This is a genomic window from Acinetobacter guillouiae CIP 63.46 (assembly GCF_000368145.1).
GTDB lineage: Bacteria > Pseudomonadota > Gammaproteobacteria > Pseudomonadales > Moraxellaceae > Acinetobacter > Acinetobacter guillouiae.
Map to the genome: position 1 here is coordinate 1,967,854 of NZ_KB849283.1, position 15,009 is coordinate 1,982,862.

The following is a 15,009-nucleotide window of genomic DNA, read 5'->3' on the forward strand; positions in this document are numbered from 1 at the left end:
AGGCTGTATCACAATTTTCACTTTTTAGACTTAACAAATTTAATCATCATAGATTTTAATAAAGTGATTACTGAAATAGCACATCATCCTTATTCAAATAATCATACAGTGACAAAAGTATAATATTTTTAAATGGATCTATTACGATTGATCTTAGTTTTGAACTTGATATTGCTGCTGAGCAGTTTCAAGACTTTTCTTACTGGCAATAACCACATCTAGATCATGCATACGTTGATTGGCAGCATCGATTCCAGCTTGCATGGTATCCTGACGACCTTTTACATCAAAAATATGCGCTTTTTCGCGCAAATCTGGCTGAATCACAATATCTGCATTTTTTAATTCTTCTGCGGCTAATCGATTTTGCATGATATTGATATTTTGATTAAACAGTCCCCAGACATTCGTGGTTTCCGTGTTAACTGGTTGCGCCAATATATCCACCGCAATCACGATATCCGCACCTAATTCTTTGGCGATATTCACAGGTACTGGGCTAACTAAACCACCATCGACATATTCCTTACCTTTAATTTTGGTGGGAATAAACATACTTGGAATAGATACAGAAGCTCTCACAGCCTGCCCAGTATTGCCATAATTAAAAATTGTTTTTTCACCATTTTGTAATTCTGTAGCAACCACATACATCGGGATCTTCATTTTTTCCAAAGGCATTTGATCGATTTGCTTATTGACATAATCTTCAACTTTTTGCCCATCAAAAAAACCTTTCATCCCAATTTTGAAATCGCGCACATCGCCCACTTTCATATTGAGTGCAATTTGGCGTAATTGTTCAGGCGATTTTCCACTGGCATAAATTGAACCAACAATACTTCCCGCACTCGTTCCAACAATAAAATCAGGTTTAATACCATGTTGTTCCAGCACTTTGATTACACCAATGTGGGCGTAACCACGCGCGCCCCCACTGCCTAAAACCAAAGCAATCACAGGTTTTTTCTTTGATAACTGTTTGTACTGATAAAAAGTATTGTCCAATCGCGAAGAGGCTTCTAAAACTTGCTGTGGTGCTAATCTACTGGCTTGCGATTTTTTTTCGGGTGTGTGTGCACATGCAGTTAGTAACAAACCACAAAACAAAGCAGCTAAGGTTTTCTTTAACAATGACATATACTCTCAGATCATGGCACAATCTAAATTCGCATGTATATAAGCATAATTAGCAATGATTTGCTGTTGTATTTATTTATTCTGTCATGATTTTCGATTAGATTATAAAAATCAATGTCTAAAATAATCCTAAAAATATGCCCACACTTTTTGAAATTTTTTGGATTTTTTTAAAATTAGGCTGTAGTAGCTTTGGCGGTCCAGCCGCACATTTAGTGTTTTTTAAACAGACTTTTGTAGAGAAAAAGCATTGGCTAAATGAGCAGCAGTATGCTCAACTGCTTGCACTCACCCAACTACTGCCAGGCCCAAGTAGTAGTCAAATGGGCATGGCTATCGGCTATTTGCAACATCGATATTTAGGCGCAGTTGCTGCATGGATTGGGTTTACCCTCCCTTCAGCATTGCTAATGTTTGGCTTAGCACGATTCATTCAACATCATCCAATTTTTAATGTAACCTTATTTTCAACAATCCATTCGATCATCTTGGCAATTATCGTCTTTGCTTTTTTTCAGATGTTCAAAAGCTATTGTAGAACCAAAATACAAGTTGCCTTAATGCTTGTCAGTACTGTGCTACTGCTCCTATTTTCCAATGCATGGATACAACTTACGATTATCCTTGGTACTGGTTGTTTAGCCATTTTAATGACGCGATTTGCATATATTCAAAATGATTCAAATAATCTTGCTATGGCAAAGCAGCATATAAATTTTAAGGTCTTGCCAATCGCTCATCGTCACCATTCAATCTGGTTGATTGGCTTTATTTCAATTTTTTTAGCCTTGTGCTTAGCCATGCTTTTTTCCAACAAGCTACTATTTCAAGCCAGTTTTAGTTTTTATAAAACAGGCGCTCTGGTCTTTGGTGGTGGCCAAGTAGTTCTTCCCATGCTTCATCAAGATTTTGTCGATACAGGTCTAATCAGCAAACAAAACTTTGAATTAGGTTACGCACTTGCGCAATTTATGCCAGGGCCACTGTTTAGCTTTGCCAGTTATCTTGGTGCATATTTGCCCCTTACAACATTTCCCATTGTTAATGCTGCCATAACAACACTGTTGATCTTTCTACCGTCTTTTTTCTTTGTTTTTTTAGCTTTGCCTTACTGGTCTAAACAACTTGAGAATCGTTATATTGAAAATTCTGTAATGCTCATCAATGCCGCAGTTGTTGGATTTATCCTGTCTGTGATTGTCCCCATGCTACAAAAAACCATGGGCAATCCATTAGATATTCTCACAGCCTGTTTAATGCTGTTAAGTCTAAAACTTAAAATTTCAATTTTTATCAGTATTCCAGTTCTTATATTCAGTTCAATCATGTTAAAACACATATTTTTCAGTTATTTCTAATTATCAATGATATTCAAAGGGTTTAAAAAGCTCTGGAATGCCCAGAGCTTTTTGCAAAAATCAAAAATTAACCAAAAATTTTCAAAATACCTTGAATTACAACCACATTGACTAAGTCAATAAAGAAGGCACCGACCAATGGCACAATCAAGAATGCTTTATGCGATGGACCATACATATTGGTAATGGCTTGCATATTTGCAATCGCATTGGGTGTTGCCCCCATACCAAAACCACACAAACCTGCAGAAAGCACAGCTGAATCGTAGTTTTTCCCCATTACACGGAAAGAAACATACACGGCGAATACCCACATCGCGATAGATTGTGCAATCAGAAGAATGATCATTGGAATAGCAAGATCAGCTAACTGCCATAACTTCAATGAAACTAAGGCCATAGCCAAATAGAGCGCTAAAGCAGTATTCCCAAATACATCGATCGCGCGATCAAAGATTGGTTGCTTAAAGCCAGTTTCGATCACATTACGAAGTAAAATACCACCAGCTAAAGCCCATACAAATGTTGGCAGTTCAAATGCAGTACCTATGGTTAAGTTCTTCATAATCTCTGCAAAGGCCAAAGCAAAAGCAAACATTCCTAAAGTTACGATAGAGTTATCTGCTGTAATCAAGCGGACTTTATGTGGAGACTCAAATACATACTCTGAATCTGAAATTGGCTTTGAATCCATTTCTAAACGTGTATCTGGATTCATTGGAGAGGCCAATTGATGTTTTCTAATCAAGTAACGTGCGAGTGGTCCACCCATTAAACCACCGATCACCATACCAAATGTGGCACTGGCGATCCCCATCGGTAATGCACCTTCAACTGCATATTTCGACTCAAAAATCGGTCCCCACGCACCTGCTGTACCCAATCCACCGATTAAAGCAATTGAACCTGCAATTACACCCATAAGCGGATCTAAGCCCACTAGCTTAGCAACCGCCATACCCACTCCATTTTGTACTAAAACAAAGACTGAGATAGCGATAAGGAAGATAACTAAAGGCTTACCACCTTCTTTTAATTTTGCAAAATTTGCACTTAAACCAATCGAAGCAAAAAACATCAACATAAACGTATCTTGCATCGCTTTATTTACTGAAATGGTATAACCCAAAAATTGATGCAAGAGGTAAAAAATGATCGCACCAACTAAACCACCAGCCACAGGTTCAGGAATATTATATTTTGTTAAAAAGGGGATATAACGATTGAGAATTCGCCCTACATAAAGGACTAAAACCGCCAACATTAAACTAAATGTTGGGTTTAAAATATAATCCATAAAAATCATCCTAAATCATATGTGGTTTAATTTTTAAAGTGACAATGATTGATCCATTTTACTTCATTGATTGAATTAGAGATCTAGATCTAAAATATTTCTTATTCATTTGATTATGAACAAAAAACAATCAACAAGTATTAATGATTTGTAAACTTGCAAATATCAACCTTGTAAAACTTTGAACTGTAAAATTTGCAAAGCAAGAAAGTAAATTGAGAAAATAAAAAGTGAAGTTTATCTAAAGAAAATAATCTTTAAAATTAAATAACTTCGGCTTATTGGTGAGGGGGATGCTCATCTTCAGCTCCTAAAGCATGCTATTGCATCAATTCAAGAATAAATGAATGCGCAAAATTCAATTTGAACGCGCATTATTATCCAGTTTTTTTAATAAATGTCTTTGTTTTTTACAATTTTAGTTATCATTTTAAATGATATTTTTTGAGTATATATTTCTTCTATGAATACTTAAGCATTAAAAAACCGAGGATCATTCCTCGGCTTTTTGGATCAATAAATTTCTAAGTTGGAATTAGAAATTGTATTTCGCCATTAAACCCACACGGTTATCTTTATAAGATTGACCCGCGAAAGTTTCACGCTTACCGTTGATATACTCGATACCTAAATCAATCGGTTTCGCTGGAGAATAGATCACGTTTAACCAAGCTTGTTGAATTTTTTCATTTGCAGTTTGGTTTTGTTTTGCGAAATCAGTACCATTGTCAGCAAACAATGCACCATACGCTAAAGTTGAACGCAAGTTAGGTAAAATTTTATATGTTCCACCCACTTGAAGTGCAGTGAATTCATTCTGTTCAATATCACCATTTACAACAGAATACGCATTGTTACTTCCGTATAGGTAATTGCTATTACCAACCACATAAGATGCATCAGCAAAAAGTTTTAAAGGATCTGCAACTTTAAAGTCTGTACCAAGTGCAACACCCCAACCAGTCTTGTCTTTGCCTGCATTATTATCTTTATAATTTTCTACTAAGACACGTGCAGATGCATTACCGTTGCCATCAGCATATGATTGTGTAATTTTACCTGTTAACACAGGAAGACTATATTTAACTGCTGTACCTGTAGCCCCAGCACTATTACCTTCTTCAGCAGCAACCAATAATTTTGTAGTTGGTGCCAAATTGTATGCATAACGTACTTGTGGAATACGTGTAGTACCACCACCAGCGTTAGTTGCAAAGTCAATCATTTCTGGTGCGTGACTAGACAAGAAGTTAGATGTTGTTTGACCGAACAACCAGTTGTTATAGGTTAAATAAGCATGACGAATACGAAGGTTTTCATTTACACCATTACCTGCAAAGTCAACTTCAACTTTACCACCAACTTTAGCATCACCTACTGGCGTATTAAAATCTAAACCGATACGTGTTGTTTTTGCTGTAGCACGGAGTTTATCTTTCGCTTCGCCATTGGTTGAACTGATTTTGTTGAAATCGTCATCACCGCCTTCAATGATATAGTTCGCATCACCACGGACAAAACCATAAATGTTGATATCTGCACCAGACTTAGACTTTAAGCCAACTGAAGAAGAAGATGGCGCTGCTTGAACTTTAGATTCAACTAACCTTACTTGCTGCTGTTGCTGTTGAAGAAGTGCTTTTAATTCTTGAACTTCATTGCGTAATTGTTGAATCTCTTGACTGTCAGTAGCAGCTTGAGCTGTATTTACCATCAAAGCTGTTACTGTTAATGCTAAACTTTTGACGATCAATGACTTGCGATTTGTGAATAGACTCATGAAATACTCCTAGCCTTATTTATGATGTGCATCCGTACAATTTGATCTTTTAACCCCAATACTTTGCTAAAAAATCAATTTTTCTTGTTTTCTTCAGTAGTTTCTCAGACACCACATAAAAAAAACTTTGCACATATATGCTTGCTATTAAATTATGAAAGCGTTGAAACTAAGTTAAAACCCAAAAGTAACAATTTGTGTATAATTCTTACACCTTTGTAATATAGCGTAACTCAACCCCTTTATTAAATCAGTTTTATAGAATAAGACTTTAATTTCAATTCTTTTTTCAGATTAGTATTTCTATAATCATTATATAATCTAAGGCTTAGCTAAAATTTCAAAAAATGAATATAACGCTTCTACGACTATCGTATATAGTTTATTTGATGGAAAACTATACCATTAAAGGATTTTTATGTTTTTCGAACAGGTTCAAGTGATAGATCAAGTAATTACAAGCCGTCATTCAGTACGTGCTTTTTTGGATAAACCTATCGATTTAGCCATTATTAAAGATATTTTAAATGTTGCATGTCGTGCACCATCTGGAGCAAATACCCAACCGTGGAAAGTATATGTAGTCACAGGCAATAAACGCCAAGAAATGATTGACCGAGTTTGTGCTGCTCAAATCGAATTATTTACTCGACCAGAACTTGCTGATCAGCATATAGCGAGTTTTTCATACTACCCGACCACTTGGATTTCACCATTTATCGATCGTCGTCGTGAAAATGGTTGGGGGCTATATGGACTTTTAGCGATTCAAAAAAGTGAAAAAGAAAAAATGGCTGCACAACATTTAAGGAATTATCAGCTTTTTGATGCGCCTGTTGTGCTGTATTTTACTGTAAATAAAATTATGGGAATTGGCGCTAAAATGGACATTTCCATGATGGTGCAAAATGTCATGATTGCAGCCAAAGCTCGCGGTATAGACAGTTGCCCTCAAGCTGCATGGAATCATTTTCATCGTATCGTCTTAGAGGTACTCAATGCGCCTGATGATGAAGAGTTAGTCTGTGCTGTTGTGTTGGGTTATGCCGATCCAGATCATATGGTAAATACATTTATTACCCCGCGTGAACCTGTTGAAAACTTTACCGTGTTCTTGGATTAGAGCAGCTTTATTTAACTGCCTTCAATAATTTAAGTCATTTTAAAATATTTTTATTCGGCTTCTTTCAAAAGCGTTTTTAAATCTGAGTTCAACATAAACGTTCCTCATCCTAACCTTCTCCAAAGGTGGAGAAGGAATTTTCAATACCAATATGATTTACTTCACATAATCATTTTTTTAATTTTTAAAAAATCTATTCTTCTGTATCAGTTGATACAAGCATATTTCAACGAATGAATCATCCCACCTGGCTTGTTAAAGTACATGTTTTCTTATACTAAGGGCTTTTTATCGTAGCTGTCTTTATATAGCTATCGTCTTTTAGCGATCCCCTGCTTTTTCTTACATAATAAATGTCTAGGGATTAAAACCTGTTAAATCTCGAATAATAGACAGCATTAAAAATCAACATGTTCCCACCAATTTAAAATTACACAATAAAAACAAATACTTAATAAAATAAATTCATTTTAATGGTCTCTAAAACCGCAGTTTGTAATCTTTTGTAAAGTAATATTGATAATTAAATAGGCTTTATGACACTATATATGTATTGGCAATAAGCCACTTTATAGGTATAAATAACATGTCTATCCAAGTCAAAGATTCAAATAACAATATTATCCCTATTCAAAATATCCAGTTTGCGGGTGGCGAACGACATGTTCAAATTTCAGCAGATACATTAAAAACATTGAAAGGGCAAATTCAGATTCAAGCCAAAATCAGTAACACGCAAGATTTGATGGATTACTTGTTAATTGAAAATGTATTACTCAATCAAGGTTTAGAAATTGATTTGGAAATCCCCTATTTCCCATACGCACGCCAAGATCGAATCTGTGCGATGGGACAGGCATTCTCATTAGAACTGATGACAAAATTATTAAATATCAATACTGAGCAATTTCCACAACAGCGTAAATCAATCAAAGTTTGGGATGCACATAGTTGTGTTACTGAAAAACTTTTAAATGAAAACACCCATTTTTTTGAGATTGAGAATGTTCAACCAATTGAAATCATTCTACAAAATTCAAAGTTACAAGACATTTTAATTGCTCAAGACACCGTTTTAATCTGTCCAGATGCAGGTGCAAAACAACGGACTAAAACGATTGCCAAGGTCATCAATAGCTTAAGAGATCACGAAATCGAAATGGTCTACTGTGAAAAAAAACGTGATGCCGTCACAGGAAAAATTCAGAATGCTCAAGTCAATGCAACTGATTTAACGGGCAAAACAGCTGTGATCACGGACGATATTTGTGATGGTGGTGCAACTTTTATTGGTATTGCACAAGAGTTAAAAAAATTAAATTGCCAACATGTGATTTTGTATGTGACTCACGGGATCTTTAGTAAAGGTATGCACGTATTTGAAGGCTTGGTTGACCAAATTTTTACCACGACGAGCTTTCCACAAACTGAACACCCAAATCTAAACGTCATTTCATTTAGTCGTTTCAATTCATTTTAATTATTTTGGAGAATAAGAATGAGCTTAAAAATCAATCCACTGAATGCAATTGACTTTTATAAAGCAGATCACAGACGCCAGTACCCTGTTGGCACAGAATATGTTTATGCCAATTTCACGCCACGTTCTTCTCGTTTAGCAAAAATGTTGCCTGACTTCGACGATAAAATCGTGTTCTTTGGCTTACAAGGCTTTATCAAACACTTTTTGATTGAGACTTGGAATGAAGGTTTTTTCCAACAAGATAAAGCAAAAGTCATTGCTAGATATAAACGTAGAATGGATAACGCATTGGGTGACGGCGCAGTACCAGTCGATCATATCGAAGCTTTATATGACTTAGGCTATTTACCAATCCGAATCAAGGCGCTAGAAGAAGGCAGCCGTGTCAATATAAAAGTACCTGTACTCACTATTGTAAATACCCTGCCTGAGTTCTTTTGGTTAACCAACTACTTAGAAACAGTACTCAGTGCTGAATTATGGAAAAGTTGTACGACAGCAACGATTGCATTTGAATACAAACGCTTACTGACAGCATATGCGATTAAAACAGGTGCACCTTTAGACTTCGTTGCTGTACAAGGCCATGATTTTAGTAGTCGCGGCATGAGTGGGATTTATGATGCCACACAAAATGGTGTAGGACATTTAACCAGCTTTATCGGTACAGATGCGGTTTCAGCGATTGATTATGCAGAAGAATATTACGATGCGGAAGGCATTGTAGGTGTTTCGGTTCCAGCAACCGAACATAGTGTGATGTGTATGGGCAGTGAAGACAATGAAATTGAAACTTTTAGACGTTTAATCACAGAGCTTTATCCATCAGGTGTGGTCAGTATCGTATCGGATACTTGGGATTTTTGGCGAGTGATTACAGAATTTACTGTGGAGTTAAAAGACGAAATTCTAGCTCGCCAGCCAAATGCTTTAGGTTTGGCTAAATTGGTTTTTCGTCCTGACTCTGGTGATCCTGTAAAAATCATTTGCGGTGACCCTGAAGCTGAAATGGGCAGTCCAGCTTATAAAGGCGCTGTGCAATGTTTATGGGAAATCTTTGGCGGAACCGAAACAGATCAAGGCTACAAAGTTTTAAATGAGCGTGTTGGTTTGATTTATGGTGACTCGATTACTTTGGAACGTGCTTTAAATATTGTTCAAAGGCTGGAAGCTAAGGGCTTTGCTTCAAATAATCTGGTCTTTGGCATCGGTAGTTATACTTATAACTATTTAACGCGTGACACATTTGGTTTTGCAGTTAAAGCCACTTGGGGACAAGTCAACAGTGTTCCACGTGAATTGTTTAAAGATCCGATCACTGATTCTGGTGTAAAGAAATCTGCCAAAGGTTTACTTCGTGTAGAAAAAACTGAAGACGGATTTGTGTTATTTGATCAACAAACCATGGAACAAGAGCAACAAGGTGAGTTAAAAACGGTGTTTGAAGATGGGCAATTGATTCGAGCGTGTCGTTTGAATGAAATTCGGGAGCGATTGGCAAATCAGTTATAACAGCTATTTGCAGAAACCTTGCTTTTATCGCAAGGTTTCTGCGCTTAGACTGCGCCATGATCCATCTCATTTTTACTAAACATATTTTCTACTTGGCGAATCTCTCCTACCCTGTAATAATCCAAGACAATCCGTTACTTTAATAAAATTAAGCGAGCCTTATAGTGACCTTTAACTCTGAACAGGAATTTCTCTCAAACTATAATAAAAAGGATTATGAATCCCCTTTACTTACAGTTGATATGGCGATTTTTTCTGTTGATGCGGGTCAGCTACAAGTTTTATTGATTAAACGTTCTAATTTCCCACAAAAAGATAAATGGGCACTCCCAGGTGGTTTTGTCGATTTGTCTAAAGATCAAGATTTGATGGCAACAGCACATCGTAAATTGGTTGAAAAAACTGGGCTTCAATCACCGCATTTGGAACAAGTTGCGACGGTTGGCAATGCAACACGTGATCCTCGTGGATGGGCTGTAACAGCTTTATATTTTGCCCTGATTGATTTCAAAGCGTTTCAACAGATTGCCACTGAACAAAATGAATATAGCGAGTGGATTTCAATTGCTGAGGCAAAAAAATTAGACTTGGCTTTTGATCATTTACAGCTTTTAGATATGGCTGTTGACCGTTTAAGTAGTAAGGCACGTTATACAGCCTTACCCGTCAGTTTGATGCCTCAACTGTTTACTTTGACTGAGCTACAGCAGATTTATGAAATTATTTTAGGGCAAAGCCTAGAAAAGAAATCATTTAGACGGCGTATGATTGAAGCTGGCGCAGTTGAGGAAACAGACCAAACTAAAATTGCGGGCAAACGTCCTGCTCAATTATATAAGTTTGCACTACAAAGTTATGATTTCCATTTTCCTCGAATTTTGGAGTATCCGAGGGAAACCACTTAAGCTCATTGTATTATTTGGATAACAGCGAACAATGAAAACTTTAGAACAATTAATCAATATTGAAGATTCAGGCTGGATATTGGTACAAGAATGGATGACTCAAGCCACCAACCATATTGAAGTTTTACCCAAGAACAAATTAAGAGCTGAACAAGAGTTACTGAGCATTCAAGTCACAACACGTTCACCTATGGGTTCAATTATTTATGAAACAGGTGGAATACTGATTGATCATGGATGGTTGAGAATTTTAGCTTCAGGACATCCAAAATTAGATCGTGGTATTACTGAATGGAATCATCATAAAACGTTTCATCAATCTGATCTGGAGCTAACCTATCTACTGATTGCTGATGATGTTTTAGGGGGTTACTTTGCTATCAATAATGGAAAATTAGGTGAAGCAATTGGAAAGATTTACTATTTTGCCCCAGATACATTGGTATGGGAAAATCTTGATGTGAGCTATTCAGAATTTTTGACTTGGGCATTCAATGGAGATATTGCTCAGTTTTATCAAGTATTCCGTTGGCAAAACTGGCAGACAGATCTTCAAAGTCTCAATGGCAACCAAGTCTTTAGTTTTATGCCCATGTTATTTACCAAAGAAGGTAAGGATATCGAACAAGTGGATAAAAAAATTATTCCTATTTCTGAGAGTTATGATTTTCATTTTGCACCGACTTTAAAATAACTGAGAGCAGCAAATCCGTGAGCAATCATCTAAAGTTAATCCGAGCTTTTCCTAAAGCTCTATTAGATGATGTTTTAGTAATATCAAAATACTTAGAAAGTAAAAAAATAAAAATTCATGAAAGCTCTCAATGCGAAGTGTTGATTCATCACGAACATATCGTTGTACCATCAAGGATCTATATAACTCAGTTACAATGTATTGAGTTTCATAATTTTTCTTTAACACAACGTCAAATTCTATGGTGTATTCTTACTCGCCATCACAATGGTTTTGTTCGGCAAAGAGCGCTCGAAAGACTCATTAAAACTGACCTTACAAGTTTTATGATCCCTTTCATTTTTCAGTTATTGGGTGAATATATTCAAGAAATTTTAGAGGCCATTGAACCGATTCTAGATGCAAATAATCAAGGGCTTTTTGCAGCATTTATGCTGCAAAATCCAAAATATGACCAAACGACTCAAAGTAGAATTGTCAGCTATTGGAATGAGTATTATCGGATTAAATATCCAAATTTTAACGATTTTATTGGTTATAAAATTTTAAATAAGCTTAAGAATTTTGTTCAAAATAATCATCAGTAGAGTTACTCCCCCTTAGCCTGATGAGCTTAAAAATGACAAATCAGATTTAGGCTAATACATATTAGATAAACCAAAAGCTTTGATTAAAAAATGATTTGGATTTTGTTTTTCGGGATTTTTTGAACCAAGCTCTGGTTCAAAATATAAAACCACCTGACTTTTATTGATTTTCACAATTACATTATTCAGTTGTTGATTAAATTTAATGGAATAATCAGCTCTCTGCTTATTTAGAATTTTTAGAAATTTGTCCAAACTCAATTTTTTAAAATTTTGAATCACCCAAGGCTCAACTTTCAAAGTTTTACTCTTTTTTAATTGACGAAACTCATCACAAAAAATAGCGCAAAGTTGCTTTTCAAAAAAATGGAGTTCTATCGTACCTAAACGCCAAAGTTCGGTATAACAATCTATCGTTAAGTGATCATCCGGTTTGGAGAGTTCATTCTTCAAGCATTCTATGGTTTGCCCTAATTCTACAAAATCAAACTTTCCATTTAAAATAAAATCTTTTAAATCAATTTCTAACTTCCGCTTCAATTTCATTTATTGGTTTCCAAAAATAACGACATAAGTCCCTATTTGCATTTTTTCCTCTAAACAACAGACCAGTTTTTCTAAAAAATTCATCACTTTGCTATCGTTAAAATGCAGATCTCTAATTTTTAAGATAATGCCTTGTATGGTATTTTGATCAAAATAATTATCTGAACAAGGATCAAAACTACACTCAAATTCATTTCTCAGTGGGCTAAACAACGGAAATAAAGATCTAAATAGTTTAACGACATAAGCAAAATCATCTTGCGGAATAAAATAAGTTCTATTGTTTTTATCTTGTATCCTCTCTAAGTTTTCATCTTCAGCCCAAATAAAGAAACCCACTTTATCAACATATTTTAGATTTTCATCTATGCTCAATTTGATTGTGCGTTGATTAAATTCATTAATTTTTTGAATGATTTTTTCAAGATTGTGATGATATCTAGGATCATCATAATATTCTCGTGCAAGCTCCGCTTTACAATCTGTTGCTGCACAAATTTTTTCAATATTCTGCTGATGATAAGCTTGTATGCAATGTGCTATCTCATCATATTGTTTTAATAAAGCGCAAGCATCTGCGATTGAAATGATAATTTTTGCGCGTAATTCATGTAATTTTTCTTTATCCATAACACATCACTTTTAATTGCCTCATTCTTTCATTTTCAATATTTATACATCACAACTTTACAAACTCTATTATCTTAATCAAAACATTTAAAATTGGACAATAACAATGAATGCACTAAGCTACTTTGAAATTCAGTCTTCAAACCCTGAACGTGAAGTTAAATTTTATCATGAAGTTTTCGGTTGGAAATTTAGCAAAGTTGAAGGTCTACCCATTCAATATTTTCAAATTGAAACAGCCAACATACATGGTGGCTTATTGGAGCGTCCAGCTCAAACACCACCCACCCATTGTGGAACCAATGCCTTTACCTGTTCCTTTGAAGTTGAAGATTTTGATACAACTGCTGAAAAAATTTTAGCTTTGGGTGGGCAAGTAGCAATGGAGAAATTTGCTATTCCCAATAAATGTTGGCAAGGTTATTTTTTAGATGCAGATCATAATACCTTTGGACTCGTCCAAGTTGATCCCAATGCAAAATAAGCTTGATTGATTGAAAATCTAAATACATGTTCGAAAAAAACCTGTCTATATTCGGCTGTATCAAACAGATGAAATAAAAGATAGCGAATATTTTTAAGAATTTTTATAAAAAATACAGATCATATTAAGTGATTAAGGCCTTACAGCTGATTTAAGCATTCAATTTGTGCTACCTTAATTTTAAATTCTGTAAGGCTTATCCAACTAATGACTGTACGCTTTCTTCATACTTCAGACTGGCATCTGGGACAATTCTTCTATAACCATTCTCGCCAGTATGAACATGAGCAATTTTTAGCGTGGTTATTAGCTCAAATCAAAGAAAAACAGCCCCATGCCCTATTGATTGCAGGCGATATATTCGATGTCATCAATCCTGCATCTGCTGCGCAGAAACAGCTCTATCAATTCCTAGCCAATGCACATCAGCTTGCCCCACATATGCAAACCTTAATGATTGCAGGTAATCATGATTCAGGTTATCGGATTGAACAGGTTGAGCCCTTACTTGAAAAATATCACGCCAAAACAGTCGGTGTGATTCATAAAGACGAGCTTGGTCAAATTGATTTAGATCGTTTACTGATTCCAATTTATGATGAACAAAAAAATATTATTGCTTGGTGCCTAAGCTTACCGTTTCTACGCCCAGCCGAAATTACTGGCTTTAATGAACAAACCAATAACAGTCAAAATGCCATTGCCTATTTACATCAACAGGTGATTTCTGAAGCACGAAAAAGAAAGACGGATAATCAAGCACTCATTCTAATGTCACATGCCCATATGCAAGGTGGAGAAACCTCTGATTCTGAACGGCCTATTATCATTGGCAATGAGGAAGCACTGGCTACCACATTGTTTGAAGATAGCATTGATTATGTTGCGCTCGGACATTTACATAAACCACAAAAAGTTGGTCAGGAACATATCCGTTATAGTGGTTCGCCTATTCCCTTATCCTTTAGTGAAATCAATTATAAACACCAAATTGTCGACGTTAATATTGACCCGCTTAAAACAGATGAGTCACGGGTTTCATTTGAAAGTGTATTTATTCCCCGTAGTGTACAACTGCATAAAATTAAAGGGGAATTGAATGAAGTTTTAGCCAAATTAAAGGCATTAGTAAGCGGTGAAATTGAAAATATTGATCAGCGTGAATATGTCGATATTGAATACTATACCGATGTTCCACCTCCGCCCAATTTGCGCCAACAATTTGAAGATGCCTTGCCTAAAAGCCGTTACCGCTTAGTTCGCATCTCAAGACAATACTTCGCATCAGAAAAAAATAACGATGAAATTACTTCAATCAATTTGGAACCACCGACACCAGAAAAACTCTTTCAACAACTTTGGGAAAAAAATGGCTATACCAATGATGATGCAGTCTTGAAAGATTTTTTAAGCTTATTACAAGAAGCCGAAAAAACGCTTGAAAATCAACATGACGCATAGGAGTTTGCC

14 protein-coding genes are annotated in these 15,009 nt (G+C 35.7%); 9 read left to right on the plus strand and 5 right to left on the minus strand.

The features are described 5' to 3' along the window. Positions 1-153 precede the first annotated feature (153 nt). The gene (locus tag F981_RS14295) at positions 154-1,140 is read right to left on the minus strand and encodes a patatin-like phospholipase family protein (protein ID WP_004722692.1); all 987 of its coding nucleotides are present in this window, start codon (positions 1,138-1,140) and stop codon (positions 154-156) included. Between the two features lie 137 nt (positions 1,141-1,277). Between F981_RS14295 and chrA the strand changes: the two genes are divergently transcribed. After that, positions 1,278-2,498, plus strand: coding sequence for a chromate efflux transporter (gene chrA / locus F981_RS14300; RefSeq protein WP_004722693.1), 1,221 nt, complete (start codon positions 1,278-1,280; stop codon positions 2,496-2,498). A 67-nt stretch (positions 2,499-2,565) separates the two neighbouring features. Here chrA and gltS read toward each other — a convergent pair whose 3' ends face one another. Next, positions 2,566-3,795 carry a sodium/glutamate symporter gene (gltS, locus tag F981_RS14305; RefSeq protein WP_004722694.1) on the minus strand — a complete coding sequence of 410 codons (1,230 nt, stop codon included), beginning with the start codon at positions 3,793-3,795 and terminating at the stop codon, positions 2,566-2,568. A 535-nt stretch (positions 3,796-4,330) separates the two neighbouring features. Next, positions 4,331-5,575 carry a DcaP family trimeric outer membrane transporter gene (locus tag F981_RS14310; protein WP_004722695.1) on the minus strand — a complete coding sequence of 415 codons (1,245 nt, stop codon included), beginning with the start codon at positions 5,573-5,575 and terminating at the stop codon, positions 4,331-4,333. A 418-nt stretch (positions 5,576-5,993) separates the two neighbouring features. On the opposite strand from F981_RS14310, the gene F981_RS14315 reads away from it, so the two are divergent. The 6 genes from F981_RS14315 to F981_RS14340 all read left to right on the plus strand — a co-directional run bounded on the left by F981_RS14315 (position 5,994) and on the right by F981_RS14340 (position 11,879). Further along, positions 5,994-6,698 (plus strand): nitroreductase, encoded by a 705-nt coding sequence (locus tag F981_RS14315; RefSeq protein WP_004722698.1) that lies wholly within the window; start codon positions 5,994-5,996, stop codon positions 6,696-6,698. A gap of 586 nt (positions 6,699-7,284) precedes the next feature. Then, positions 7,285-8,178 (plus strand): phosphoribosyltransferase family protein, encoded by an 894-nt coding sequence (locus F981_RS14320; RefSeq protein ID WP_004722701.1) that lies wholly within the window; start codon positions 7,285-7,287, stop codon positions 8,176-8,178. Between the two features lie 18 nt (positions 8,179-8,196). Then, positions 8,197-9,693: a nicotinate phosphoribosyltransferase gene (locus F981_RS14325; RefSeq protein WP_004722704.1), complete on the plus strand. Its 1,497-nt coding sequence runs from the start codon at positions 8,197-8,199 to the stop codon at positions 9,691-9,693. Positions 9,694-9,857: 164 nt separating this feature from the next. Next, a complete protein-coding gene (gene ntrR, locus F981_RS14330) occupies positions 9,858-10,598 on the plus strand; it encodes an ADPR responsive transcriptional repressor NtrR (protein ID WP_004722705.1) in 741 nt (246 codons plus the stop codon). 31 nt (positions 10,599-10,629) lie between these two features. Next, entirely contained in the window at positions 10,630-11,292 is a 663-nt protein-coding gene (locus tag F981_RS14335; protein WP_004722708.1) for a DUF2625 domain-containing protein, read from the plus strand. A 17-nt stretch (positions 11,293-11,309) separates the two neighbouring features. Continuing rightward, positions 11,310-11,879 carry a hypothetical protein gene (locus tag F981_RS14340; protein WP_004722709.1) on the plus strand — a complete coding sequence of 190 codons (570 nt, stop codon included), beginning with the start codon at positions 11,310-11,312 and terminating at the stop codon, positions 11,877-11,879. Between the two features lie 51 nt (positions 11,880-11,930). Here the strand turns inward: F981_RS14340 and F981_RS14345 are convergent, their stop codons facing one another. Together F981_RS14345 and F981_RS14350 are read right to left on the minus strand one after the other, a co-directional pair. Next, positions 11,931-12,425, minus strand: coding sequence for a hypothetical protein (locus tag F981_RS14345; RefSeq protein WP_004722712.1), 495 nt, complete (start codon positions 12,423-12,425; stop codon positions 11,931-11,933). Further along, the gene (locus F981_RS14350) at positions 12,426-13,055 is read right to left on the minus strand and encodes a hypothetical protein (protein ID WP_004722714.1); all 630 of its coding nucleotides are present in this window, start codon (positions 13,053-13,055) and stop codon (positions 12,426-12,428) included. A 106-nt stretch (positions 13,056-13,161) separates the two neighbouring features. Here F981_RS14350 and F981_RS14355 point away from each other — a divergent pair, with 106 nt between their 5' ends. Together F981_RS14355 and F981_RS14360 are read left to right on the plus strand one after the other, a co-directional pair. Beyond that, positions 13,162-13,539, plus strand: a complete 378-nt coding sequence (locus F981_RS14355; RefSeq protein ID WP_004722716.1) for a VOC family protein — start codon at positions 13,162-13,164, stop codon at positions 13,537-13,539. 207 nt (positions 13,540-13,746) lie between these two features. Next, positions 13,747-15,000, plus strand: a complete 1,254-nt coding sequence (locus tag F981_RS14360) for an exonuclease SbcCD subunit D (protein WP_004722719.1) — start codon at positions 13,747-13,749, stop codon at positions 14,998-15,000. The last annotated feature ends 9 nt before the right edge of the window (positions 15,001-15,009 follow it).